The 26,305-nt window shown below is 66.3% G+C and carries 15 protein-coding genes and 1 pseudogene; 6 read left to right on the forward strand and 10 right to left on the reverse strand.

The features are described 5' to 3' along the window. Positions 1-48 precede the first annotated feature (48 nt). Positions 49-1,239 carry a pyridoxal phosphate-dependent aminotransferase gene (locus JS528_RS08220; RefSeq protein ID WP_214358586.1) on the forward strand — a complete coding sequence of 397 codons (1,191 nt, stop codon included), beginning with the start codon at positions 49-51 and terminating at the stop codon, positions 1,237-1,239. A gap of 357 nt (positions 1,240-1,596) precedes the next feature. Here the strand turns inward: JS528_RS08220 and JS528_RS08225 are convergent, their stop codons facing one another. After that, positions 1,597-2,883: a putative ABC transporter permease gene (locus JS528_RS08225; RefSeq protein ID WP_214358602.1), complete on the reverse strand. Its 1,287-nt coding sequence runs from the start codon at positions 2,881-2,883 to the stop codon at positions 1,597-1,599. 944 nt (positions 2,884-3,827) lie between these two features. On the opposite strand from JS528_RS08225, the gene JS528_RS08230 reads away from it, so the two are divergent. The 4 genes from JS528_RS08230 (at position 3,828) to JS528_RS08245 (ending at position 12,192) form a co-directional block, all read left to right on the forward strand. Further along, on the forward strand, positions 3,828-5,546 hold the full coding sequence (locus JS528_RS08230) for a beta strand repeat-containing protein (protein WP_240541410.1): 1,719 nt from the start codon (positions 3,828-3,830) through the stop codon (positions 5,544-5,546). 174 nt (positions 5,547-5,720) lie between these two features. Continuing rightward, a complete protein-coding gene (locus JS528_RS08235; RefSeq protein ID WP_214358587.1) occupies positions 5,721-6,722 on the forward strand; it encodes a hypothetical protein in 1,002 nt (333 codons plus the stop codon). A 560-nt stretch (positions 6,723-7,282) separates the two neighbouring features. Beyond that, positions 7,283-10,009 carry a YhgE/Pip domain-containing protein gene (locus JS528_RS08240; protein WP_214358588.1) on the forward strand — a complete coding sequence of 909 codons (2,727 nt, stop codon included), beginning with the start codon at positions 7,283-7,285 and terminating at the stop codon, positions 10,007-10,009. Beyond that, positions 10,006-12,192, forward strand: coding sequence for a YhgE/Pip domain-containing protein (locus tag JS528_RS08245; protein ID WP_214358589.1), 2,187 nt, complete (start codon positions 10,006-10,008; stop codon positions 12,190-12,192). The genes JS528_RS08240 and JS528_RS08245 overlap by 4 nt, the downstream gene beginning before the upstream one ends. A gap of 744 nt (positions 12,193-12,936) precedes the next feature. On the opposite strand, the pseudogene JS528_RS11420 reads toward JS528_RS08245, so the two are convergent. The 9 genes and pseudogenes from JS528_RS11420 to JS528_RS08290 all read right to left on the reverse strand — a co-directional run. Next, positions 12,937-14,208 (reverse strand): annotated as a pseudogene (locus tag JS528_RS11420) (DUF6020 family protein); the annotation flags it as partial. Positions 14,209-14,249: 41 nt separating this feature from the next. Beyond that, positions 14,250-14,789 (reverse strand): FMN-binding protein, encoded by a 540-nt coding sequence (locus JS528_RS08255; protein WP_214358591.1) that lies wholly within the window; start codon positions 14,787-14,789, stop codon positions 14,250-14,252. Between the two features lie 311 nt (positions 14,790-15,100). After that, positions 15,101-15,904 (reverse strand): ABC transporter ATP-binding protein, encoded by an 804-nt coding sequence (locus JS528_RS08260; RefSeq protein WP_214358592.1) that lies wholly within the window; start codon positions 15,902-15,904, stop codon positions 15,101-15,103. A 12-nt stretch (positions 15,905-15,916) separates the two neighbouring features. Continuing rightward, positions 15,917-17,254, reverse strand: a complete 1,338-nt coding sequence (locus JS528_RS08265; protein WP_214358593.1) for an ABC transporter permease — start codon at positions 17,252-17,254, stop codon at positions 15,917-15,919. Between the two features lie 54 nt (positions 17,255-17,308). Further along, positions 17,309-18,616, reverse strand: coding sequence for an ABC transporter permease (locus tag JS528_RS08270; protein WP_214358594.1), 1,308 nt, complete (start codon positions 18,614-18,616; stop codon positions 17,309-17,311). A gap of 25 nt (positions 18,617-18,641) precedes the next feature. Then, complete coding sequence (locus tag JS528_RS08275; protein WP_214358595.1) at positions 18,642-19,919, reverse strand: DUF2318 domain-containing protein; 1,278 nt, start codon at positions 19,917-19,919, stop codon at positions 18,642-18,644. 127 nt (positions 19,920-20,046) lie between these two features. Next, positions 20,047-20,748 (reverse strand): iron transporter, encoded by a 702-nt coding sequence (locus JS528_RS08280; RefSeq protein WP_214358596.1) that lies wholly within the window; start codon positions 20,746-20,748, stop codon positions 20,047-20,049. An 85-nt stretch (positions 20,749-20,833) separates the two neighbouring features. Beyond that, positions 20,834-22,627: an FTR1 family iron permease gene (locus tag JS528_RS08285; RefSeq protein WP_214358597.1), complete on the reverse strand. Its 1,794-nt coding sequence runs from the start codon at positions 22,625-22,627 to the stop codon at positions 20,834-20,836. A 298-nt stretch (positions 22,628-22,925) separates the two neighbouring features. Continuing rightward, positions 22,926-24,305 (reverse strand): MFS transporter, encoded by a 1,380-nt coding sequence (locus JS528_RS08290; RefSeq protein WP_240541411.1) that lies wholly within the window; start codon positions 24,303-24,305, stop codon positions 22,926-22,928. Between the two features lie 312 nt (positions 24,306-24,617). On the opposite strand from JS528_RS08290, the gene JS528_RS08295 reads away from it, so the two are divergent. Beyond that, positions 24,618-25,877 (forward strand): FAD:protein FMN transferase, encoded by a 1,260-nt coding sequence (locus JS528_RS08295; RefSeq protein ID WP_214358599.1) that lies wholly within the window; start codon positions 24,618-24,620, stop codon positions 25,875-25,877. Positions 25,878-26,305: the final 428 nt, after the last annotated feature.

Below are 26,305 nucleotides of genomic sequence, written 5' to 3' on the forward strand. Positions count from 1 at the left end.
ATGAATCGGGCACCCATAGGTCGGGCGCCGCACGTCAAAGGAGTATCGATGATCAACGAGCAGTACAAGGCGATGCTGGGCGGCAAATCCGTCATCCGCGAACTGAGCGAGTACGCGACGGCGCGCGGCAAGGAGATCGGCTACGAGAACGTGTTCGACTACTCCCTGGGCAATCCGAGCGTGCCGGCGCCGGCCGACTTCGCGAAGACCATGGTCGACCTGTACTCGAACGGCGACCCGGTCGCGATCCACGGCTACTCGCCGTCGCTGGGCATCCCGAGCGTCAAGGACGCGATCGCCGAGTCGCTCAACCGCCGCTTCGACATGGACTACACCGGCAACCACATCTTCCCGACGACCGGCGCGGCCGGCGCCCTCGCGCACGCGATGCGCGCCGTGACCAAGCCGGGCGACGAGATCATCACGTTCGCGCCGTACTTCCCGGAGTACCAGCCGTACGTCAACGGCACCGGCGCGCACCTGACCGTGATCCCGGCAGACACGACGAACTTCCAGATCCACTTCGACGCGTTCGAGGCGGCCCTCAATCCGAACGTGCAGGCCGTGCTCATCAACACGCCGAACAACCCGTCGGGCGCCGTGTACTCGGCCGAGACGCTGGAGCGCCTCGCCGCGATCCTCACCGCCAAGCAGGCCGAATACGGCCACGACATCTTCCTCATCAGCGACGAGCCGTACCGCGAGATCGTCTTCGACGGCGGCACCCAGCCGTACCCGGCGAAGTTCTACGACAACACGCTCACCTGCTACTCGTGGTCGAAGTCGCTGTCCCTGCCGGGCGAGCGCATCGGCTACGTGGCGGTCAACCCGCGCGCCACCGACGCCGACATCCTCGTGCCGATGATGGGCCAGATCTCGCGCGGCACCGGCCACAACTGCCCGCCGAGCTCGATTCAGCTGGGCGTCGCGAAGGTGCTCGACGAGACCTCCGACCTGTCCGTGTACGAGACGAACATGAACCTGCTGTACGACGCGCTCACCTCGATCGGCTTCGACGTGGTGCGTCCGGGCGGCACGTTCTACATCTTCCCGAAGGCGCTCGAGGAGGACGCGACCGCGTTCTGCCTCAAGGCCAAGGAGTACGACCTGATCCTCGTGCCGTCGGAGAGCTTCGGCGTGCCCGGCTACTTCCGCATGGCCTACTGCATCGACACCGAAAAGGTCAAGCGCTCCATCCCGGCTTTGGAGAAGTTCGCCCACGAACAGTACGGACTGTGATGCGATTCTGATTTTCGTTCTTTTGCGCTGTAGGCCGGGGAGGGGCGTATGGCGTGATATGTGACACGCTCCGGGCCGCTCGGCCAAGTCTTACGGTCCCACATCACGCCATACGCCCCTCCCCTCCGTTACGCCATGACGTCACTGTACGCTTGCGCTGACGTAACGTCCGAACGCCTCGTTGCGCTGTCGCTTTGTTTAAACTCGCGTCTGACGCAACGCAACATATGTACGGAAGTTCGGCGGGGTCGCATAATGCGATGCGCGACCGTAGGCTTGGCCGAGCGGCCTCGAGCGTGTCGCGCATCGCATTATGCGACCCCGCCGCCACGCAGCGAAACCAAAACGTAAAAAACGTCAGACGCGACCGGCCTTGGTGGGGTCCAGGGTCATGGTCTGGAAGCGGGCGGCCATGAAGTCGTTGTCGAAGTTGCGGGCGAACCAGGCCGTGACGGGAGAATCCTGCGGCAGGCCGGCCATGCGGCCGTACCAGCAGTCGAGGGCCATCAGGGTGAGGACGATGTCGACGATCATCAGGACGGCGCACACGGCGGTCAGCGAGTAGCGCACCTTCCACGGGATGCGCTGGATCAGGCGCAGCAGCCGCGGCAGGATCCAGTGGACCCACGCCAGTCCGATCAGTCCCCAGAAGACCATGTACTTGCCGGACGTGCGCCCGTCGATCGAGAGCCACTGGCCGGTGTAGTCCCACGCGGTGATGCCGAACGCGACCTCCATGAACCAGCTGGTCGCGTATTCGAACGCGCCGCCGATCAGAGCGGACGCGCAGAAGATGAGGAACGGGTTCGATTTCCACAGGCGGTTGAGTGCGACGGTCACGAGCACGGCGCCGCAGCCGTAGATCGGCGAGAACGGGCCCCACAGCAGGCCCGCGCGGTCCTGCCATTCGCCGTGGTACATCGCGAAGTGGTAGACGGTCTCAATGGCGAGGCCGAACACGCAGGCGACGGTGAACAGCCAGAAGATGTTGAAGAAGTCGAGGGAGATGTATCCCTTGCCGGACGGATCGCGACCGAGCGTGCCGGTCCTGACGGCGCGTTCATAGGCGTCCTTGTCGTCCATGCGTTTGAGCGCGAACTGGAGGCGGCGCTCCTCGATCAGGGCGGGGTCGGCGGCGATCGATACGGCGACGAGGATGACCATGCGCACGCCCGACGGGATGATGTTGAGCCCGAGCCCCTCGAGCGCGAGGGAGAGCATGCCTTCGGCGAGGGTGATCGGCATGAGCACGTACGCCCAACGCGCGGCGTAGCGGCGGCGGTTGCGGATGAGCAGGATGCCGAAGACGATCATCGCGGCGGCCGAGACGATGAGCACGACCGCCTGGATCGCAGTGAGATCGGCGGTCAGGCTCATCGCGTCGAACGCGAGCTCGCCGGCCATGATTGCCTTGACCGCGGCGATCGAGGAGAACACGACGATCGGCAGCGTGGCGAGACCGTCAAGGAGGACGATCAGACCGTAGATGCGGATGATGAGCGGCAGCCGCTTCGAGTCGAGGGTCGCCCGTTCGTCGATCTCGTCGGCCGCAAGGTCGGCGACCACCGCGGTCTCGCCCGGTGTGACGTCGCCCGATACGGCCTCGCCCGGTGTGCTCCCACCCGATACGGTCTCGCCCAACATGGCCTCGCCCAACATGGCCTTGTCCGATACGGCCTTGCCCAACATGGCCTCGTCCGATACGGTCTCGCCCGATACGGCCTTGTCCGATACTGGTTTGATGGAGGCGATGTCGCCCGATACGGTCTCGCCCGTCGTGACAATGCCTCGATCGATCGGAGCATCGTCAGGGGCACCGGAACCGTTATGTCGACAATCGCCGGGGATGCTGCCGTCCTGTTTCGCCATGGTTCCTCCCATCCGTCGTCCATTCGTCCGACGTCTCCACTGTAGCGGGACCATCGGCGCCGCTCCGCGGTACATATTCTCGGGATCGGCCCATGTCCCGAGAAAAGGTGCCGCTCATCACGAGTCAGCGGTACTTATTCTCGGGCGCTGGGAGCATCTCGAGAATATGTACCGCGGAGATACCACGGTGTCGGCCACTGAGTGGGGTGGCACTACTCCAATGTTGAAGCTCACGCTGATTGCACTACGGCGCCGGCCACTGGGGAGGGACGACACCCTCATGACACCGCTTTCAAGCTTGTGGCGTCGGCTGCTGGGGAGATCGATCCATCCGGAACCTCTTCCGAAGCCCATCCGGACGTCTCCTGGGACCCATCCGGAACCCATCCAACCATCCGGAGCATCTTCCGGAGTCTCGGACCACCAATCCACGTTCAGGAAACGTTCAAGGAACGTTCGGGAAGGTTGTCGGAAGGTTTCAGAGGCCCTGCACGGGCGCGCAAGGGTCCCCCATGGAAGCGGCGATGTACTGGTATCAACAACGAACAGGCCCGTCACACCGCAAGCGTCGCGACGGGCAGGTCCCGCGGAACGACGAACGGACGACGAGAACGGACGACGAGAACGGACGACGGATGGTCGCGAGCGCATCGCGACACCGCCGACGGACACCGCCGCACCACGACGCCCCCGCGGAACCACGATCGAAAGGCATCATCATGAGGAACAACAGGCATGCGTCCGGCAAGCGGCGGGGCATCGCGACGAAGACGGGCCGCACCGGCGGATTCACCGGGTTCGGGCGCGGCGCGTCCGATGGCACCGGCGTCAACGGCGGGGACAACGGGCGATTCGGCGGCACCGCACGCACCCGCACCGTCCAGCCGCCGACCGGCAAGATCGCGGCGATCGCAGCCGCGGCGGCACTCGTCGTCGGATTCGGCGGCGGCGCGGCGGGCGCGGCGCTGACCAAGGGCACGGCAACAGGTGCGGTCGGCGCCGCGGCGACCGTCAACGGCCAGATGACCGGCATGGGCGGCGCGGACACGATGAGCTACGACTATTCCGGCACGTACACCGCCGCGCTCACCGCCGACGGCAAGTCGGTCGAATCGAGCGGCGAGACCACGTCCGCCACCGACGCCGACCAGAACGCGGCCCTCGCGCAGAACGGCGGCACCCTCACGATCACGAACGGCACGCTGACGAAGTCGGGCGACTCCGACAACGCCGACAACAACAACTTCTACGGCACGAACTCCGTCTCGCTGACGGTCGGCGAGGGATCGAAGACCGTGCTCTCCTCCTCGAAGCTCACCGCCGACTCGTCCGGGTCGAACGCCGTGTTCGCGACCGATTCGGGCACCGCGCTCGTCAACGACGTCGACATCGCCACGACCGGCGACAACTCGCGCGCGCTGGACGCGACGTACGGCGGCACGATCCTCGCCGGCGAGGTCACGGCGGACACGAAGGGCGACCATTCGGCGACCGTCGCGACCGACCGCGGCGGCGGCTCGATCTCCCTCAACGACGCGACGCTGTCGACCGCGGGCTCCGGATCGCCGCTGCTGTACTCGACCGGCGACATCCAGGTCACGAACGTGACCGGCACGTCGTCCGGCTCGCAGATCGCGGGCATGGAGGGCCTCAACACGATCCTCATCAAGGATTCGACGCTCACCAGCACGATCACCGACAAGACGGCGAGCGACCCGGTGGCCAACGGCGTGATCATCTACCAGTCGACCTCTGGCGACGCCGAGTCCACGACCGGCGAGCACGCGACGTTCCAGGCGGCCGACTCGACGCTCAAGTCGTCGATCCAGTCGGGCTCGATGTTCTACTTCACGAACACGACGGCCGACGTGGTGCTGTCGAACACCACGCTCGACTTCGATTCGTCGAAGGCGGCGCTCATCACGGCGGCCGGCAACGACTCCAACAACTGGGGCTCGGCCGGGTCCAACGGCGCGACGGTATCGTTCACCGGACGCAATCAGACGCTCGAAGGCACGGTCTCGGCCGACACGATCTCGTCGGTCACGCTGAACCTGCTCGAGGGCTCGACCTGGACCGGCAAGACGTCGATCACCGAGAACGCGAACGCGACCGAGGACTCGACGAGCGATGCGCCGATCACGGTGAACGTGGACGGCACCTCGACGTGGGTCGTGACCGGCGACACCACGGTCTCCGCACTCAACGTGGCGTCCGGCGGCAAGGTCGTCGACTCGTCCGGCAAGACCGTGACGATCAAGGCCGGCGGCAAGACCGTGGTCGAGGGCGACGGCTCGGTGACGGTCACGGTGACCGGCGACTACTCGACCACGCTGCCCGATGCGGCCACCGGCGACGACACCACGCTCTCCGAGGACCTCATCGACCGCTCCGACTACGACACGCAGTTCGGCACCTCCACCTCGTGGAGCATGTGAGCCGGACTCCGTCACAACCACGACCATGGCCACGGTTCCCGGGCGACCGGGAGCCGGACCGCAGCATCCAGGCGGGCGCAAGACGCCGCCGGCGACCGCATCGCACGGCATGACCGAGGCGCGCCCCATCGACCATCATCGACTTCCCGATTCTTCTGAAAGGACCACATCATCATGAGCAACGACATCGATCCGCGCAGGGATCAGCGCAATCCGCAGCAGCAGAACGACGAGCAGACGGCGATCGTCCGTCCGACCGGCGCGACTCCGGACGAAACCGGCGCGACCGTGCCGATCACGGCCGTCAACCGCTCCGAGGCGCAGGACGCGGCCACCATGCCGATCACGGCGAGTGCGACGACCGGCGACGCGCGCGCCGAGCAGTACGACGCGCAGCACGCGTACGGCGCCACCCATGACGCGACGCGCGACGCGGCGGCGGGCGCGGCCGGGACGCCGGGCGCGTTCCCCCCGCAGTACGTGAACGCCGCCGCGGCCTCCGAAATCCCGACCGGCACGGACACTCCGGCCGGGCAGACCGGCGCGAACAGCGCGAACGCCGGCCAGCCGAATGACCCCCAGGGCGGCCAGACCTACCAGCAGCCGTTCCGTGACAGCCCGTTCATGGGCGGCGGCACGGGCAACGGCCAGTTCGCCCCGGGCGCGACCGGCTTCGCCGGGGAGCCCGGCGGCCAGGGCGTCGCGGTCGCCTCGAAGCTGAGCGGCAAGGTGATCGCCATCGTGGCCGGCGTCACGCTGGTGTGCGGTCTGCTCGGCGGCGTGGCCGGCGGGTTCACGGTGAACGCACTGTCCGGCGGGTCCGAATCCGGCGGCTCCAGCCAGCAGATGGGAGGCCAGATGGGCGGCGGCATGGGCGGCGGCCAGATGGGCCAGATGCCCGGTGGCTCGAACGGCAACGGGGGCGGCTCCTCGAACTCCGACGGCAGCTCCTCCGATTCCAGCGGCTCGTCCTCCAATGGCTCGTCCTCCAGCGGCAGCAGCCAGAACGGCCAGATGGGTCAGCCGCCGAGCGGCGGTCAGGGCGGCCAGTCCAACGGCAACGGCGGCTCGAGCTCCTCCGGTTCTGGTTCCTCCGATTCCTCGAGCTCCTCCGGCTCCAGCACCAGCTCCTCGACCGACGGCGCCGCCGACTCCGGCGACAGCATCTCGGCCTGATCCGCGAACCCGGTGTCCGGCGTCATCCGGCCCGAACATCACCAACCGACCACCACGACGTCCCGAACGCGTCGAGCAAGGCCCGGCTCCCTCATCACGAGGGGCCGGGCCCTTTTGCGTCTCGGAACCCGTCGGCTCCACAAGCCACAGAGGAAAGCAGACGGGTTTCACGCCCCCATACGTCCCCGCATGTGCATACACCGCCCACGCGCAGGGACCACACGCCCCCGTGAGTGCACGACGGCCCCGCATGTGCGCGCCGCGCGCCGTCCATAAATTAGACAGTTTGTCCAGCGACACGGCAATCCACGCCGAATATCCATTCATCCGGACTACTCTCTGTTGAGATAATCGATAATCGAGGTGGAATAGGCCATCGAAAGTTGACGCACTGTCAACACCGTCATCGGCGGGACCATGTCCGGCACCGTCTCCGGCGAACCCCGGACCGGACGGACTCCGTCTCCCATCCGACGAAGCGCAAGGGCGATCGACCGGGTACGGACGGACGGCACGGCGCAAGGCGCGCAACAACGAAGGACAAGGAAAAGGAATCACGCATGGGCAACGTTCTCGCGATCCTCAGACGCGACCTCATCCGCATGCTCAAGGTGCCGGCGGCGTGGGTCATCGCCTTCGGCCTGGTCTTCATCCCGCCGCTGTACGCGTGGTTCAACATCGTGGGGTTCTGGAACCCGTACGGCCACACGAGCGGCATCCAAGTGGTCGTGGCGAACAACGACAAGGGCACCGACAACCAGCTGATCGGCAAGACGAACCTCGGCGACCAGATCGTCACGCAGCTCAAGGCCAACAACCAGCTCGGTTGGACCTTCGCCGACGAATCGGAAGCGCTCCGGCGCGTGGAGTCGGGCAAGGCGTACGCAGCGATCGTCATCCCGAAGGACTTCAGCGACGCGATGGCCGGCGTGGTCACCGGAGGCGACCGGCTGCAGCTCGAGTACTACGTCAACGAGAAGGCGAGCGCGGTGGCGCCGAAGATCACCGACATCGGCGCGAGCACGGTCGACAACCAGGTCAACAGCACGTTCGTCTCGACGGTCAGCAAGGTGCTGTCGACCACGGTGAACGAGGCCGCCGCGACGATCGGCGACAAGGCGTCCGGCGTGCAGTCGGACACGCTCGCGACGCTCGACGAGGCGCAGTCGGACGTGGCGAAGGCGCGCAGGACGATCGCCAAGCTCAAGACGAAGCTCAAGGACACGCCGAACAAGACCAAGGAGGCGCGCGCGGCGCTCGACGACGTGCAGCAGGTGGCGAACACCGCGGGCAAGGGTCTCGCCGCCACCTCCACGCTGATCGGCGGGATGCGCTCGGGCATCGCGACGCTCTCGACGGGCGCCTCGAGCGCGCTCGACGCCGGGTCGTCGCTGCTGTCGCAGGCATCGAGCACGGCCAACGCCGGCATCGGGATGATCGCCGGCGGCGCGAGCATCGCCAACGGCGCAGCCGGCCAGGCGATCGGCAACCTGCAGACGGTCAACGGCAGCACGGCCGAGGTGCTCGCGACCCTCAAGTCGCTCAACGAGTCGGTGGGACTGCCCAGCGGCGTCATCGACCGGCTCGCCGCGCAGAACCGCCAGAACGCGCAGACGCTCAAGGATCTCGAGACGCTCAACGGCGACACGAAGCAAACCGTCGACTCGGTGACAGGCCTGTCGAACAGCCTCGACACGGCCACGCAGTCGACGATCGACGCGAACACCAAGGCACGCAGGGCCATCACGACCGGTGCGATCCCGCAGCTCGTCTCGGGGCTCGACACCCTCGCGACGACGACCGGCACTCTGGCCGGCGGACTGACCGGCCAGTCGTCGCTGATCGATCAGACGAAGACCGTGCTCGACCAGCTCGACACGGCCGCGGCCGACACCGTCAAGGCGCTCGACCACACGGACAAGGCGCTGGCGAAGGTCGGCACGAAGCTCGACACCGTGTCCACCGACATCGAGGCGCTCGACACGTCGAGTCTGCTGAGCGACCTGTTCGGCGCGGACGGCAAGCTCGACGCCGACCGCATCGCCAGCTTCATGCTCTCCCCCACCGTGCTCGACACGAAGACCCTGTACCCGGTGAACTCGTACGGTTCGGGCATGGCGCCGCTGTTCACGAACATGGCGCTGTGGGTGGGCGCGTTCGCGCTCGCCGTGATCCTCAAGCTCGAGACCGACGACGAGGGCATCGAGAACATGACGGTCACACAGGGCTATCTGGGCCGTTTCGCGCTGTTCTCGATCCTCGCCGCCGCGCAGGGCGCCGTGACGACCATCGGCAACCTGATCCTCGGCGTGCAGACCGTCAACGCGTTCGCGTACGTGCTCACCGGCGTGCTCACGTCGCTCACGTACGCGTCGATCGTCTACGCGTTCTCGACGACGTTCCTGCACGTGGGCAAGGGCATCTGCGTGGCGCTCATCATCCTGCAGATCCCGGGTGCGTCGGGCCTGTACCCGATCGAGATGATGCCTGACTTCTTCCGCAACCTCTACCCGTACTTCCCGTTCACGTATTCGATCGACGCGTTCCGCGAGACGATCGGCGGCTTCTACGGCGGGCACTGGTTCGCCAAGATCGCGCATCTGGTCGTGTACTGGGCGATCGGCATGGCGCTGGGACTGCTGGTCCGCCCGCTGATGGCGAACACGAACCGCCTGTTCGCCCGCCAGATCGAAGAGAGCGACATGATCATCGGCGAGCCGGTGCGCATGCCGGGCACCGAATACCGCATCTCGTCGGCGCTGCGCGTGCTGTCCGACCACGACAACTACCGCGCGGCGATCGAGCGCAAGGCCGCGCGCTTCGCCGAGCTGTACCCGAAGCTCAAGCTCGGCGCGCTCATCGCCGGATTCGCGGTGCCGGTCGCACTGGTCGTCACGTTCGCGCTCACGCCGAACACGAAGCTCGAGGCGATGCTCGCCTGGCTGATCTGGACGCTGCTGATCATCGCGTTCCTCGTCGCCATCGAGTTCATCCGCGACAGCCTGCGCCGCCAGACCGAGCTGGGCAATCTCGACGACGAGGCGATCCGCGATTACATCCACGCACGCGAGCGGGAGAAGGCCAAGGCGCGGGCGAGGAAGCGCGAGAAGCTGCTGGCCCGGGTCGCGCCTCCGATGCCGGCGGACGTCGCCGCCAGACGGGCCGCGGGGACGCCGGCCGACGGATCCGCGACCCCCGAGGCCGACGCCTCCGACGCCGTGAACCGCGGCACGAACACCCCGAACATCCCGACCACCGACACCCAGAACGGAAAGGACGCGCGATGAGGAAGATCTGGCGACTGTTCACGGGCGACGTGCGCCGCCTGACCAGCAACGTCGTGTCCGTCATCATCGTGGTCGGACTGGTCGTGATCCCGGGCCTGTTCTCGTGGTTCAACATCGCGGCGAGCTGGAATCCGTTCGGCAACCTCAAGAACCTCAAGTTCGCGGTCGCGAGCGTCGACGAGGGCTACAAGTCGGACCTGATCCCGGTCAGGATCACGATCGGCGACACCGTCGTCAACACGCTGCGCGCCAACTCGCAGCTCGACTGGACGATCACGACGAAGGCCGACGCGATCGAAGGCACGAAGTCGGGCGAGTACTACGCGGCGATCGTCATCCCGAAGGACTTCAGCAAGCGGATGATGACGTTCTTCTCAAGCGACGTCGACAACGTGAAGATCGCGTACTACGAGAACCAGAAGAAGAACGCGCTGGCGCCGAACCTCACCACCGAGGGCGCGAGCGAGGTGTCGACGCAGATCAACGAGATGTTCGCCGAGACGCTGACGAGCACCGCGCTGTCGATCGCCTCGTCGCTGGCCGACAGCCTGTCCGACCCCGACTCGAAGACCGCGCTGGCGAAGTTCAGCGCGAACATCGGCGACTTCGCGGCCACGCTGACCGACACGTCGACCATGCTCGGCGACTACGCGTCGCTCACCACATCGGCCGACACGCTGCTGACGAACTCCGCCGCACTGCTCAAGGGCGCGTCGGGCACCGCCGAATCCGCCGGCACGCAGCTGAAGAACGCGAAGCAGGGCGTCACGTCGCTGTCCGGCGCGATGACGAGCGCCTCGGACGCGCTGTCGACGGCGCTCAAGTCGAGCGCGAACAGCTACGGCGCGGTCGGCTCGTCGATCGACGACCTGATCGCGAGCGCCGGCACCCAGGCCGAGGACACGGCCAAGGCGCTCGAGACGCAGGGCACGCACGTGCGCGAGGACGCCGCGGAATACCAGAAAATCCGCGACACGATCGCCGAATTCCAACAGCGTCTGCCCGAGGGTTCGCAGGCGCTGTTCGACCCGGTTCTGACCAAGCTGGATCTGGTCATCGACGTGCAGACGCGCCTCGCGCAGACGCTTGACGACGCGGCGGCGCGCGTGCGCTCGCGGGTCGAGGACGCGCAGGCCAAGCGCGCGGACGTCAGGAAGCTCGCCGCGCAGGCCAAGGCTGACATCGCGGCGGTGAAGGCCGATTTCGACAAGACGGTCGCGCCGCAGCTCGCGCAGCTGAAGTCGTCGGCCGAGGAGGCGTCGACGATGCTCGATTCGGGCGCCGCGCGGCTCAAGGGCACGATCGCCGGGCTCGAGGCGACGGCCACCGACGCGAAGGGCGACCTCGATACGGTGCGCACGACGCTCACGACGGTGGCGGGCAAGCTCGCTAAGGCCGGCAAGGAGCTGTCGGCGTTCGACGAGAAGCTGTCCGCGGCGCTGGACGGCGGCGACATGAGCATGGTCAAGGACGTGCTGGATTCCGATCCGGAGAAGCTGGCGGCGACCCTGTCGGCGCCGGTCGAACTCAAGCGCAAGGCGCTGTTCCCGGTGACCGACTTCGGTTCGGCGCTGGCGCCGCTGTACCTGCTGATCCCGCTGTGGGTGGGCGCGCTGCTCATGGTGGTGACGCTCAAGACGACGGTGTCCAGGCGCATCCGCGCGGAACTGGGCGACCCGAGGCCGCATCAGCTGTTCCTCGGCCACTACGGGGTGTTCGCGCTGATCGCGCTCATGCAGAGCACGTTCTCGCTGGGCGGCGGTCTGCTGTTCATCCACGTGCAGGCGGTGCACCCGTGGCTGTTCATGCTCACGGGCTGGGTCAGCTCGCTGGTGTTCTCGTTCTTCGCGTACACGATGGTGGTGAGCTTCGGCAACGTCGGCAAGGCGATCGGCGTGCTCATGCTCATCGTCCAGATCTCCGGCGCGAACGCCGCGTACCCGTTGCAGCTGCTGCCGGACTGGCTGGGACGGATCAGCCCGTTCCTGCCGCTCACGCATGCGGTCAGCGCGATCCGCGCGGCGATCGCGGGCATCTACGACATGGACTACTGGAAGTCGCTGGGTGCGCTGCTGCTGTTCGTGCCGCCGCTGCTGCTCATCGGACTGGTGCTGAGGAAGCCGCTGGTGAGGTTCAATCAGTGGTACGTGGCGAAGGTCGAAAGCACCAAGGTCGTGGCGTGATGCCGCGGAGATGACCACACGCAGCGTACGCTCAGAGGCACTTAGCATACGTTCCTTGTGGTCGGAGGCTCGTTCGACTCGGTTTCCGTGCGCCCGCCAAGAAACGGCAGGGCCGTGAACAGCGGCAGACTCAGGAAGACCGGAATCGGGTACCAGAACAGGGCCTCGGGCGAGGCGTACAAGGACAGGACCGTGAAGGCCAGCAGACCGTAGGCGGCGAGGCGCGGACCGAGGGCACCGCCGGATGGACATCCGCATCCGTTCCGCCGGTTCCCAGTGCGGGGGGTTTCCGGTGACGGGCTTCTCCGCGGGAGACTCCTCCATGACGGTCTTCCCGGTGGCGAACCGTCTGATTACGGTCTCCCCGATCAGGGCGATGCCGACGACGAGCGGAATCCACGTGACGTACGGGGCCATCGCGGTCAACGGGTTGCTCCTGCGGGGATGATTGATCTGCGGACGGACCCATGTACGGATGGCTTGCAGGGCGGCGCGCTTCCAGCGCGGCCGGTCGGACGTGCCCTTCAGGGGTTTCAGATCCGTGGCGATCTCCTCGATGCGCAGGGCCCGGATGGTGTCGGCGTCGCAGGAGACGCCGGTACCGGCCGCGCCGGAGGAGACGGAGATGGCTACGGCCGGATCAGCGGCGCATTCCCGTGGCGTTCCGGCTTCGGGCGGCAGGAACGTGGCCCATTGGCGCAGGTAGCCCGGCCTGAGCAGGTAGTCGGAGTCGGTCGGATAGGCGAAGTTCTCGCGCGGATCCCACCAGCCGCGCGTCACCCCGGCGTACGCCTTCACGTACTCGCCCGGATGCGCGATACCGAGCTGAGCCCACACCTTGAGCGCCGCGAGCTTTTCGGCGGCGGTGGGCGACGCGAATCCATTCCCGGCGGCGCCTCCCCTTGTCGCGCCCTGTTTCACGCCGTCACCGGTCGCCGACCGGACAGCGGATGCGGAGGACTTCCCCCTGCCGAGTCTGAGCGTCGAGAACGTCTCGTTGGTGCGGTAGGGGTTGAGATCGCGCGCGGCCTTGTCGAGGTCCATGACCGCGTCCAACGTCCGGCGTTGGTCGGATGTGACGGCGTCCGGGTCGTCGCGCGCGACCTGCGCGACCGGCTGCGTGACCAGTCCCCATACCTCGCGGCCAGGCGACACGTTCGCGTGCGTCGCGGCCGTCGCGATCGGCGCGAACACGCCCTGCGCGAGGACGATCGCGGCGACGAGGCAGATCAGCGGACGATGGCGGGACACCACGGTCGACGCCCCGCGTCCCGATCCCCCGGTATTCCGCCGATCCGCCGCATCATGACGGCGACCTCCGCCGCGGCAGACGACCAGCATCCCGATGCCGGCGCAGACCATGATGATGAGGGCGGTGCGTTTGGACGCGATCACGGCGACCATGAGCAGCGTGAACGCGACGGCGACCGGCGTGCGGGCGAGGACGCGGCCGCGCGTCAGGCACGTCTCGACGAAGATCGCCGCCATCGGCAGGAAGAAGACCGTGTGCAGCGAGTCCTTGCCCATCGTCGCGATCGATCCGACGACGACGTAGCCGGTCGCGAGATAGACGAGGCCGATCATGCGCAGCCATCGCGGGGCGCCGAGCTTGCGGACGTAGCACAGGACGAGCGAGGCGCCGGCCGCGAAGGCGAGCGCCTGCGCCGCCGTGTAGATCCCCTCACCGATCAGAGGCGAGCCGAACGCGTCGCCGAGCCGCCAGAACAGACCGAAGATCAGGGTGCCGAAGAGCGGATGCTGCGTGTAGTAGCGGTGGATGCCGGCCGCCTGCAGATACTGCGCGAGCGTGTCGTCGCGCATCGCGCCGGGCCAGGTGAGCACCAGCCACGGCGTCCACGCGGCGAGCAGCACGGCGAGATACGGCAGGAAACGGCTACGTAGCGCGGTCGTGAGCGTCGAGGGGCGACGCTCGACGAGCCACGCCACGTTCCATGTTCCGATCCGATTATTCACAGCCGCCAGTCTAGGAGGGCTCGTCGGAAACTCGACCGGCATCACCTGTCTGGCGGAATCGATAGTCGGCGACGGATCAGGGGCTACTCCTGGACGGAGGCCTGCTGGCGGCACAGGTCGAGGGCCTTGTTGAAGGCGTCGGAGGTCCAGCTGGCGCCGGCGACCTTGTCGACCTTGAGTCCCTTCAACGGCTTGCCGTCGACGACGCCGTTGATGGCGTTGGCGAAGTCGGTCTGGTGCTTCTTGGAGATCTGCGTGAACGGATGGCCGATCACCTCGACCGTCTCGACGTTCTGGTCCTTGATGGTGAAGTGGACGTCGATCGAGTCCTCGCCCACCGGACCGTACTGGCCGTTGATCGAGTAGGTGCCGTCCTTGTAGTTGCCGGTGTCCTTCGCCGAGGAGGAGTCACTCGACGACGAATCGGAGGAGCTCGAGGAGTCGGATGACGAATCGCCCGAGGACTGCGACTGCTCCTCCTGCGACTTCTCGGTCTCGCCGGAGTTGCCGGAGTACTGGTCGTCCATCGGCGTGGCCTTCGATTCGCCGCAGCCGGCCAGCCCGCCCATGAGGGCCAGCGCGGCGGCGGTGACGGCGATCGCCTTGGTCGTGTTCTTGCTCATATCGCTCACATTCGCTCCATTCCACGCCACCGTATCGGCACGGCGTATGTTCATCCGGCAATCATCGCACGCATACCGGCATCTTTCCACGGGACATTCCACCGATGGACCGCGACACGGACCCACCATCCAATTCCTAGGCACTTTTTTCGTTTCTTAGGTACATGCCGGCGGCATGCACGGTTGAGATTCCCTGATTTCCGCAGGCGAAAACATTCGGATTCGCCATGCACCTGCCTAAGAAGTGAAAAAAGTGCCTAACAAATGATCAATGCGGTCGGTTCGTCGTCACCAATCGGTTCCCCGAGTCGTCATTCCGCCTCGCCGCCGGTCTTGGCGGCCTTGGTGGGGTCGGCGAAGCCGATCGGCAGGTCGCCCTCGCGCTGGGCGCCCTCCTCGGTGGAGCCGGTGAAGGCGGGCTTGCCGCCGGCGGCCTCGTAGCGGGCGCGCGCGGCCTCGTCGTTCCACTTCTCGCCGATGAGCACGCCGTGGTTGAGCATGATCTCGCGCTCGGCGCAGCTGGCGACCAGCGCGTCGTGCGTGACGACGATGATCGTCGTGCCCTGGTCGTGCAGCTGACGGAACAGGTCGAGGACGATCTTCTCGTTCTTCTCATCGAGGTTGCCGGTCGGCTCGTCGGCGAGGATCAGCTTGGGGTCGTTGATGAGCGCGCGGGCGATGCACACGCGCTGCTGCTCGCCGCCGGACAGCTGGCCGGGCAGGTGGTGGGCGCGGTCCTTGAGACCGACGCGGTCGAGCGCCTCCAGAGCCTGCTTCTCATCGACGACCGAGTGGTAGTACTGCGCGACCATCACGTTCTCGACGGCGGTCAGGTGCGGCACGAGGTAGAACTTCTGGAACACCAGGCCGATCATGTTCTTGCGCACGTCGGCCAGCTGCGAGGCGTTGAGGTCCTCGAGGTTGCGGCCCTCGAGCTTCACCGAGCCCTTGGAGGGCGAGTCCATGCAGCCGATCATGTTCATCAGCGTGGTCTTGCCGGAGCCGGACGAGCCGACGATGGCCAGCCACTCGCCCTGCGGCACGGTGAGGTTGAGGTCGTCCACGGCGTGCAGGTCGCCGTAGATCTTCGAGATGTGATCGAGTTCGAGCAACATGATGGTTCCTTACTATTCTTCGCGAAGCACGATGGCGGGGTCGATGCGCGAGGCGCGAGAGACGGGCGGGATGGAGGCGAGCACGGCAACGAGGGCGCTGAAGAGCACCGAGCCGATCGCGAGCGGCCAGTTGACGGGCAGCGAGCGCTCGAACACCACCGTGGTGAGCACGCGGGCGAGCCCGTAGCCAATCGCGGTGCCGATCAGACCGCCGATCAGACCGTAGAGCGCGCTCTCCACGTAGAACTCCATGCCGATCGACGTACTGGAGGCGCCGAGGGCCTTCCTCAGTCCGATCTCGTAGCTGCGCTGGGAGACGATCGAGCTGATCGTCGTCGAGACGCCGACGAGCGTGAGCACGAGCACGACGATCGAGACGATCCAGAACAGGGTCTGGAGCATCGTGATGATGCGGGTGTCGGACGAGGTGATCTTGGTGACCTGCTGAGCCTTGACGTGCATCGAGGTCATGTCGTTGATCGACTTGACGGTCGCATCGAGGGCGTCGCCGGTGGCGGAGGCGGAGTATTCGATGACGTCGACGCCGCGCTTGACGCCGGTGAGTTTGTCGACGTCGGCACTGGTCGCGTAGATGATCGAGTCCTCGCTGCCGCCGGTGTCGACGATGCCGGCCACGCGGAACTCGGTGCCCTTGGTGTCCATGATGTCGCTGGAGACGCGGCCGTCCTGCATCTGCTGGCTGTTGGCCTGGGACTGCGCGTCCTCGCCGTTGACGGTGGAGCCGTCGGACTGCTGGGTGGACTGCGCGTCGGTCGAGGACGAGGAATCCGTCGAAGTCGATGACGAGGACGACGACGAGCCGGACGCCGCATTGTCGGAGGCACGGTAGCCGATGGTGATGCCAGAGCCGACCTCGATGCCCATCGCGTCGGCGACGTCGCGGCCGACGAGCACGCGGCCGTTCGACGGCCACTTGCCCTCGACGTTCCAGTGGTGGTTGAGGTTCTCGACCTGCTTCGGATTCACGCCGGCCATCACGTACGGCGCGGCGTTGACGCGCACGTTCTCGTAGCGGTAGGTGGCGTACTTGGCGGAGCCCTTGGCGCGCACCATCTCGGTGGTGTGCCTGACCATCGCCGCGTCGATGCCGGTCCTGCCGGCGGACGAATCGGACGATTCGCTCGATTCCCCGGTCGGGGTGACGATGAGGTTCGCGCCGTACGAGCGCATCTCGTCGTTCATCTGCTGCGGCACGGCGATGCAGATCGCCGCGAGGCAGAACAGCGTGGCCGCGCCGACCAGCGACGCGACGACGGCCATGATCGCACGCGAACGGCGGCGGAACACCGCACCGAACAGCATGCGGAAGAACATACCGGTATTGGTCATTGCAGACTCCCCTCCCCGCGCTTACGCGACCTGTACGACTGCGACGACTGCGGATCAGCGGCCATGGAGCACCTCCGCGGGCTTGACGCTCAGGATCGAGCGGATCGACGACGACGCGGCGACGAGCACCGTGAACGCGAGCAGCACGAACACGAGCACGAACACCATCGGGCGCATCGTGATGCCCGAACCGAACACCACCTGCCCGACGATCTGGGCGACGCCAGAGCCGAGCAGGGCGCCGGCGATCGCGCCGACGAGCGAGATCGCGGCCGTCTCGGCGAGCATCAGGCGCGAGACCGCGCCGTCGGTCGCGCCGATGGCCTTCAGGAGCGCGAGTTCGTTGGAGCGTTCGGAGATCGACGCGGCCATGAGGTTCGCGACCGCGACGGCCGCCGCGACCAGGCTCAGCGCGGTCATCAGGATCATCACGGCCTGCGTCTTCTGCAGCACGTTGCCCTGCAGGGCCGCGACCTGACGCACCTGCTTGGCGACGGCGCCGGGGATGACCTCCTCGATCTGGTAGGCGATCGAGCTCGGGTACGCGGTGCAGTACCACGTCTCCCACTCGTCCTGGCTCAGGGCCGCCGGGTTCTTCGCGGCCTTGCGCGCGAGGTCGTTCTCCGGGGTGGTCAGGGCCTTGACCTCGATCTTGTCGACCGAGTCGGGCAGGTTCGCGAGCACCTGCGCGGTGGACGAGGCCATGTAGAGCGAGCCGTTCTCGTCGTCGCCGGAATCGTAGACGCCGGTGAGCCTGACCTTCTGCTGGCGGGTCTGCCCGTCGGCGTCCTTCTTGGTCAGGGTGACGGTGTCGCCGGTCTTGACGCCGAGCTGGTCGGCCAGCGTCTTGCCGATGACGCCCTGATCGGAGTCGTCCTTCGGCCAGGAGCCGTCGAGCTGCCACCACGAGCGCATGCCCTCGACGCCGACGACGGTCGATTCGCCGGAAGGGAGCTTCAGGGTCTTGTTGAACCACGTGCCGACGATCGGCGCGCTCACGCCGTTCACGTCGGCGTGCACGTTGAGCTGCGGCGCGAAGTTCGTGATGTTGAACGCCCAGAAGATCGTCTTGATCTTCACCGCGTCCGACTCCTTGAGGAACGCGGTCGGGTCGGCCTGGTCGCCGGAGGAGGCGGCGGCCTCGGTGTTGTACAGGTCGGAGACGACGGCGTCGGCCTTCGGCTGCACGGTGATGTTCGAGCCGTACGTCGACAGTTCGGCGTTGAGCTTGTCGCCCACGTCGAACACGACGCCGAGCATCGCGACCGACACCGTGGCCGACAGGCACACGGTGAGCGCGATGAGCATGCGCCGGCGCAATTGGCGCGTGAACGACCGCGCGATCATTCGCAGAAAGAACATGGTTCTTGCCTCCCGTCCTTTCGACTCACTGGAAGTGGACGCTCAGGGCGTCCAGATCGGCGGTTTGGATGGTGATCCGGCCGTTGCCGGTCTTGTACGGGAACGGGATCGGGTTGCATCCGCCCTTGAAGCCGATGGTCGCCAGATTGATCGCGACCTCGCACTTCTTGCAGATGATCTTGCCGTCCTTCTCGTAGTAGCCGGCGTCGCCGCAATTCTCGCACGCGTCGAGGCCGATGCCGTACGCGCCGCCGTTCTTCTTGATGATGATGAAGCGCATGACGGTGCCGTCCTTCGCCTTGTATTCGAAGCGATGGAGGTGGCCGTCCTCGACCTGGCTGAACGGGATCGTCGCGACGCCGTCCTTGAGGGAGTACGACTCCGGCGGCGAGAGCGTCACGGTCTGATGGGTCGCGGCGATGCCGACGGTGAGCGTCACGGTCACGCCGATCATCGCGACGAGGCTCCACACGGACGCGGCGATCGCACGACGGCGGAACGCCTTGTGGCGACGCACGGTCGCCTCGTTCTCGCCGGACTGCGGCTTCGTCTTCATGCGGAAGCCGGCCACGATCGAGGCAATCGCCGGAATGACGAAGACGAGCGACTGGGCGATGATCATCTGCGTGTTGTGGTTGATCGACCACACGAGCGGCTGGAACAGGAAGTGCGGGAAGAACAGGGAGTGGACCTGGATCATCTGCAGCAGGCCGGTCGCGTGCTGGACGAACAGGATCGCCATCATCAGCACGGCGGCCGTGATGAAGGCGGGGCGCACGGCGGTGGTGCGCATCGTGCGGAAGATCGCGGCGATCACGATCGACATCGCGAGTCCCAGCAGGAAGCCGAGCGCGCGCAGCAGCATCGCGGAGGTGAACGCGGTCTCGCCGGGCTCGACCCAGATCGTCAGCTGGAGGATGACGTCCGGCAGGGCGTAGAAGAGGGTCAGGGCGATCGCGAGGGCGCCGACGCCGTTCGCGAGATGCATGAGCCACTTGTGGTTTTGCCAGCCTTTGAGGATCCACGGCGAGGCGATCACCGCGGCGATCGCGAGCAGGTCGACGACGACCGCGACCGTGAGGACCGGCTGGTTGACGAAGGTGCGCTGGTTGATGACGGCCGTGGCGCGCAGGGTCGCGAACACGATGGCCGCGACGGTGCCGAGGAACACGGCCCACAGGCGCCATCGGGAGCTGATCGGCTTGTCCCTGCCCTCGCCGACCGTGAGCGTCACGCTCAGGCACATGATGAGCAGTGCGGGGGCCAGCGTCCCCGGCATCACCGCAACGAATTGTTCAAGCATTCGCGCCCTTTCCTTAAGGAATCACTAAGGTGCCGTAATCGGCCGAAAGCCCCCTCGTTGCGCATACGGCGTGAGGGGGCTTGACTTTACGACGGAATCACTCCGTCGTGGTAATTTCCGAAGGAAATTACCACTGACGCGGCGTGTACTCCCAGTTGTCGAAGGTGACCTCGAGCGGCTCGGTCCAGAAGTGGCCCTTGACGCCGGTCTCCGGGTCGACGTGGAGCATCCAGCCCTTCTTGGCCGGGGACTCGATCGAGAGCTTGAGCTGGTAGGTGCCGGCCTTATCGAGCTTGACGTTGGCGCCGTAGTGCGGGCCGTCGGAGGCGTTCATCTGCATGAAGGTACCGGAGGTGGCGGTGCCGCCCTCGACCTCCTTGCCGGTGGACTTGTCGATGATGGTGTAGTTCACGGTCAGATCCGGGATGAAGTTGCCCTTGCCGTAGCCGAGCTCGGTGCCCTTCTCGTTGGCGTGAATGTCGGCCTCGAGGTGGAAGGAGGCGTCCGCGGCCTTGAGACCCATGGAGGACGGCTCCATGTCGATCGGCTGGAAGTAGACGGCGCCGACGGTCAGCGGGCCGACCTCCTGATCCTGCTCCTCGGCGGTACCGGACGGACCGACCGGGACCTCCTCGAAGCCGGCGCCCGCGTCGGACGCGGAGGAGTCGGAGCTGGAGTCGGACTTGGAGGAGTCGGTGGACTGCGAGGAGGAGTCCGACTTGGTGGTGTCGGAGCTGGTGTTGGAGGAACCGCAGGCGGCCATCGTGAAGGTCATCGAGCCAGCGAGCAGCAGGCCGAGCAGGGCGGCCATCTTCTTGTTCTTCATCATTGTTCTCTTCCTTTTGGTTGGTGAATGGTATTCACAGATTGGTTGGTTGATTATTCGGGGAAAGTCCTGGGGCGTCAGCGGACGGTCACTTCGCGGCCGCGGAGGCCTTGAGCCTGCGCTGCCTGATGAAGCCGACCACGAACAGCGCGATCACGGCGATGGCGGCCAGCACCTGCGCCACGATGCACTCGACGTACGGGTAGAAGCCGAGCCAGTCGTTCGTCGGCACGCCGTCCAGGTAGATCGCGGGCAGCAGGTCGCCCTCGATCAGCGCGTGCACGCCGCCGCCGGCGAAGACGACGACCAGCACGGACATCAGGATGGACGTGACGAGGAAGAACGGTCCGATCGGGATCTTCACCGAGGTGAAGCGGATGATCAGGAACACGATCACGAGCACGACCGCGGCGGCGAGACCGCCGGTCCACATGCCCTTCGAGTCCTGGCTCATCGAGTAGATCGACTGGTAGAAGATCACGGTCTCGGCGCCCTCGCGGAACACGGCGAGGAAGCTCAGCATCGCGAGCGAGACGATCGTGCCGAACGCGACCTTCTCGCCGGACTCGACCTGTTCGGACACCGACTTGACGGCCGCCTCGGTCTTGGTGCGGATGTAGCGGTTCCACGCCTCGACGCTGGACTTGTTGAGCATCCAGTTGCTGGTCCACAGCAGCATGCCCATGGCGATCAGGGCGCACACGCCCTCCATGATCTCCTGCTGCGGGCCGGAGCCGCCGAACAGCAGCGTGAAGATCACGGCGATCACGCCCGAACCGGCCAGACCGGCGAGCACGCCGACGTAGATCCACTTCGTGAAGCGCTTGTTGCCGGACTTGACGAGGTAGGCGACGACGGCCGCGACCACGAGCAGCGCCTCAAGGCCCTCGCGGATGAGGATCAGGAACGCCTGGCCGACCGCGGAGGTGATGAACTTGGTGAAGCCGCCCTCCTTGTCCTCGGCGCCGCCGTCGAGGATGCCGGCGTCCTTGACGAGCATGGCCTTGAGGTCGTCGATGAGCTTCTTGGTGGACTTGAGGTCCTTGCCCTTGTTCATCGCGGAGCGGGCCATCTTGAACTGGTACTCGACCTGGGAGACGCGGCTGCCACTGATCGCGTTCATCACGTTCTTCTCGAAGCCGAGCTTCTCGTAGTACTGGTAGTAGGCGTTGTTGACGAGGGTGGCGCCCTTGGCGGCGTCGCCCTTCGCGTACGCCTTGTACGCGTTGTCGAGGATCGGGGTCATCTCGTTGGCCACGTCGGTCCAGGAGCGGTTGCCCTTGCCCGGGTTCTTCTTCTTTTTGGCGTCGAGCTCCTTGCGCTCCTTGGCCAGCTGCTCCTGCAGGGCCTTGGCGTAGGGGCGCGGCTTGGCGAGCTGCGCGTTGGCGTCGAGCTGCTGCGCGGTCGCGTCGAGGTCGGCGTTGAGGGCGGTGATCTTCTCGTCGAGCTGCGCGTCGTTGCCCGCGGTGTAGGAGAGGTTCTGGATGTCCTGGAACGCCTGCTGCTGCGCGAGCTGCTTGTCGGCGCCGATCGTGGAGTTGACGACGGCGGTGAAGTTGGACGCCACGTAGATCGTGTTGTACGCGGACATGAAGTCGGAGGTGGAGCCCGCGGTGTTGCCGGACTTGTATTCCTTCTGGCCGGCGGCGAGCTGCTTCTCCATCGCCTTGGCGACGTCGGCCCACGTGTCGTAGTCGGTGGCGGAATCGGTCGAGGACGACGCGGCGGAGGCGACGGCCGGCGCGATCGGCGAGGCCGTGGAGGTCGCCGGCAGCGGCGCGATGGCCACGGCGGCGACCATCAGCAGCGCCAACGCCACGCCCGCGAAGGGGCGCAGCGACGTCAGAGCGCGTTTGACCTGTGCGAAAGCACGCGAAGACATGCCTGAAGTTCCTCTCTATTCCAAAACTGCCCACAGGATAGACGGAAAAAAATCGGAACAACAGTCTTGATTTTTGGACATGCTTGAGGTACAGGCGGTTACCGACTGGATTTTTCACGAAAATCCGTTGGAAATCAGCCGAAAACCCTCGGATATGTCTTATCACCACATCTCACGATGCGAACATTCGCGAGATGGGGGCCCACCCCATTCCGCAATGCAGACATCGGCACTCACTCCCCTCGGCGCGAATCCTTTGCGCAAAACACCCCTTTTGCGCAAAGGATTCGCGCCGAGATTAGCGCTCCAGCACCGCGAGGACCCTGCGCTCGTCGTAGAACGCGAAGACGACACCGCCGATCGCGCACAGCACGGCCGCGCACACGGCGGCGATGCGGTAGCCGGCGCCGGAGGCCATGCCGATCGTCGAGACGCCGGTGAACAGCAGCATCGCGACCGACTGGCCCATTTTCATCGCGAACGTGCGCGCCGCGTAGAACATGCCCTGACGGTCCTGGCCGGTGGTCTTGGAACTCGCGTCGGCGATGTTCGCGACGATCGCCTGCGGCAGGATGCCGAACGCGGCCATCGGGATCGCGCCGGCGACCGAGAGGATGAGGCCCTGCGCCATCGGCGGGATGAACGAGACCGCACCGGAGCCGAGCGCGCCGGCGAACGCGAACGCGCAGGTGAAGATCACGAACGCGGCGAGCAGCGGACGCTTCTTGCCGGCCTTGTTCGCGAGGATGTTGACCGGCACGTAGAACAGCACGGAGACGCCGGTCATGAGCACGAAGTAGATGGTCGTCGTGGTCTCGGGGAGCTTCAACAGGCTCGTCACGAAGAACGGCAGACCGGTCTGGAACGTGGTGATCGCCACCCAGTAGACCACGTCGGAGCACACGAACTTGCGGAACTCGCCGTCGGAGAACGTCTGCTTGAGGGATTCGACGGTCGACTCCGAGGTCGGCTTCGAGTCGACGTAGTCGCGTTCGCTGATCGTCAGCGGCGGCACGAGCATGCAGGCGAGCGCGACGACCGCCATGATCGTGAATGTCAGTCGGATCGCGCCCACGCGCCCGAGCGAGCCGACGAATCCGCCCCAGATGACCGGCGCGACGTACGCGACCGCGGTGCCGGCGACCCACGTGAACGAGATCGCGGTGGAGATGGCGAGCTGCTGCTTGGAGTCGTGGCCGAGTTCGGCGATGAGCGCGTTGTACGGCGTGCAGTAGAACGTGAGGGCGATGTAGTAGCCGATCACGGTGACGAACAGGAACGCGGCGTTCACCCAACTGGTCGTGTTGATCGGGCTCCAGAAGACGAGCACGGTGACGACGGCGAGCGGGGCAGCGGCGAACTTGAGGAACGGCATGCGCCGGCCGGCCTTCGCGTCGCATCTGTCGGACAGGGAGGCGACGGCCGGGTCGACGAACGCGTCGAAGAAGCGCGCGAACGCGGTGATGCCGCCGACGACCGTGACGACGCCGAGGATCGCGAGGCCCTGCGGCACGAACACGGTCTGCCCCTGGGAGATGGTCTCGTTGTCGGGCTGGTAGAAGTAGACGAGCCAGTTCGAGATGATGCCCGAGAGCAGCGCCCAACCGAACTGCCCCACCGCGAACGCCCAGATCTTGGCGCCCGGTAAATCCTTGACCCTGCGTGATTGCGTTGCCATCGCTGTATCCGTCATCACCACACCTCCGTGACGCATGTGCCTGTCAGCATAATCCCTGATTCCTGATACAGGGCATGTCCCCGCGTCGGCGCCGTTGTCGGCACGTTGACACAGCGTCAATCCTAGCATCACCCGTCACGCGCCGCGGCACGGGATGCGGGCGTAGATCATCCACACGCCCTCTTCGGCGCGTGTGCGGCAGATTCCGCCGGGCACCGTCCTCGCAATCGTCGCCCCAGGCGCACGATGTCGTCACAAGTGAGGACGTTCCACCTCGCGACGGACCGTCATCAGCCGTTACGATGGGGAGGCATGAGCACTTTCGCCGCACGCACGATGCACACGATGGCCTTCCCGCACGCCTTGGGCACCGGACTGCTCGTGCAGCCGCCGCTCGACCCGGACGAGCCGACGGGCGGCGACACGCTCGGCATCCGCCACGCCATCGACCGGTTCATCGACGGATACGAGCGCGCGCTCTCGCGGTTCCGCGACGACTCGACCGTGTCCGCGATGCGCGGCGCCGCGCACGGCGGTTCGTTCGACTTTCCCGACTGGGCAGGTCCCTTGTTCGACCTCTATGACGCGCTCGTCGACGCCACCGACGGCGCGATCGACCCATGCGTCGGCGAGGATCTGATCCGACTGGGCTACGACGCCCGGTACTCGTTCCATATCTCCCCCGATGCATTCCGATCGATGGACGACGAACTCCGCGATTCCGTTCCGGCCAACCCCGGCACCGTGATACCGGCCGATGCCGTCAACGCCGCAACCGGGCGCCCATCCCCGCGCATCAGCTCCGAGAACGGCATCTCCTCCATGACGACCGGATGGAACCTCGGTGCGATCCACGGCCGCGCGACCTGGCGCGACGACGTGGAACGCCGTGGTTCGAACGGCACGACACTGGCCGTTCGTCGTCCGATCGCACTCGATTTCGGCGCCTGCGGCAAGGGATATCTCGTCGATCTGCTGGCACGACGGTTCCTGATGCCGACCGCGGCCGGCGCTCCTTACGTCATCGACGCGGGCGGCGACCTACTGATCCACTCCCCCTCCAAGCCGCTGACCATCGCGATGGAGGACCCGATGAACACCGACAACGCGGTCGGCACCGTCGAGGTCGGCGCGGGCGCGTTTTGCGCGAGCGCCCCCAGCCGCCGCCATTGGGAGGTCGCCGGACATCGCCTCCACCACCTGCTCAACGCGATCGACGGTCTGCCCGTGAACGACGTCGCCGCCACCTGGGTCCACGTGCCGGCCGCCACCGGCACCGGCACCGGCACCGGCACCGATACCGGTTCCGCCACCGACATCGACATCGGCACCGGTATCGGTATCGGTATCGTCACTGGTACCGGCACCGGAACCGAGCAATCACCCGGCCGCCCCCTCGCCGCCTACCCCACGGCCCTCGCCGACGGCCTGGCCACGGCCCTGTTCACCACTCCGGCCACGCAGCTGCACGAGCGGCTCGGCCCGGACGTCCCGTTCCAGTGCGCCATCCTCAACGCCGACCGCACCGCCGCCAAGACCCGAGCCTTCCCCGGCAACTTCTTCGTCGGCTGATTGACGTACGTGAATCGGGGATGAAATACCCCCAACCCCGGTCCGCGTACGTTCAGACTCGCTCAGCGTACGTGGATCGGGGGCGATCAGTCCCCTACCCCGCGTTTTCGTATGCTGACCGCGGCCATCCGTACGAATCCGCGGGGCAAGGCCTCCATGCCCACGAGGAACGTACACGCAGGAGGATATGCGGCGGGGCTGGAGGGTGAGAAGGCCACCACACCCACGAGGAACGTACTCTGACGCACAATCCCACGCCGACCGCACCGCCGCCAAGACACGGGCCTTCCCTAGTGGCTTCTTCGTCGGCTGGTCCCACATCGCAGGACCCCTCGACTCCGGGGTTTGTTACGCAAAAGCAGCACAAACCCCGGAGTCAACCAACCCGCCCCGGCGACCACACGACCCGCCCCGGCGACCACATGGCC

This window comes from Bifidobacterium santillanense, assembly GCF_018555385.1.
Lineage (GTDB): Bacteria > Actinomycetota > Actinomycetes > Actinomycetales > Bifidobacteriaceae > Bifidobacterium > Bifidobacterium santillanense.

Bases quoted from the DNA above. Each gene is read 5' to 3' on its own strand.
- JS528_RS08255 (WP_214358591.1), bottom strand. From the start codon at position 14,789: ATGAGCAAGAACACGACCAAGGCGATCGCCGTCACCGCCGCCGCGCTG.
- JS528_RS08220 (WP_214358586.1), top strand. From the start codon at position 49: ATGATCAACGAGCAGTACAAGGCGATGCTGGGCGGCAAATCCGTCATC.
- JS528_RS08265 (WP_214358593.1), bottom strand. From the start codon at position 17,254: ATGACCAATACCGGTATGTTCTTCCGCATGCTGTTCGGTGCGGTGTTC.
- JS528_RS08290 (WP_240541411.1), bottom strand. From the start codon at position 24,305: ATGGCAACGCAATCACGCAGGGTCAAGGATTTACCGGGCGCCAAGATC.
- JS528_RS08235 (WP_214358587.1), top strand. From the start codon at position 5,721: ATGAGCAACGACATCGATCCGCGCAGGGATCAGCGCAATCCGCAGCAG.
- JS528_RS08260 (WP_214358592.1), bottom strand. From the start codon at position 15,904: ATGTTGCTCGAACTCGATCACATCTCGAAGATCTACGGCGACCTGCAC.
- JS528_RS08295 (WP_214358599.1), top strand. From the start codon at position 24,618: ATGAGCACTTTCGCCGCACGCACGATGCACACGATGGCCTTCCCGCAC.
- JS528_RS08270 (WP_214358594.1), bottom strand. From the start codon at position 18,616: ATGTTCTTTCTGCGAATGATCGCGCGGTCGTTCACGCGCCAATTGCGC.
- JS528_RS08230 (WP_240541410.1), top strand. From the start codon at position 3,828: ATGAGGAACAACAGGCATGCGTCCGGCAAGCGGCGGGGCATCGCGACG.
- JS528_RS08285 (WP_214358597.1), bottom strand. From the start codon at position 22,627: ATGTCTTCGCGTGCTTTCGCACAGGTCAAACGCGCTCTGACGTCGCTG.
- JS528_RS08280 (WP_214358596.1), bottom strand. From the start codon at position 20,748: ATGATGAAGAACAAGAAGATGGCCGCCCTGCTCGGCCTGCTGCTCGCT.
- JS528_RS08240 (WP_214358588.1), top strand. From the start codon at position 7,283: ATGGGCAACGTTCTCGCGATCCTCAGACGCGACCTCATCCGCATGCTC.
- JS528_RS08225 (WP_214358602.1), bottom strand. From the start codon at position 2,883: ATGTTGGGCGAGACCGTATCGGGTGGGAGCACACCGGGCGAGGCCGTA.
- JS528_RS08275 (WP_214358595.1), bottom strand. From the start codon at position 19,919: ATGCTTGAACAATTCGTTGCGGTGATGCCGGGGACGCTGGCCCCCGCA.
- JS528_RS08245 (WP_214358589.1), top strand. From the start codon at position 10,006: ATGAGGAAGATCTGGCGACTGTTCACGGGCGACGTGCGCCGCCTGACC.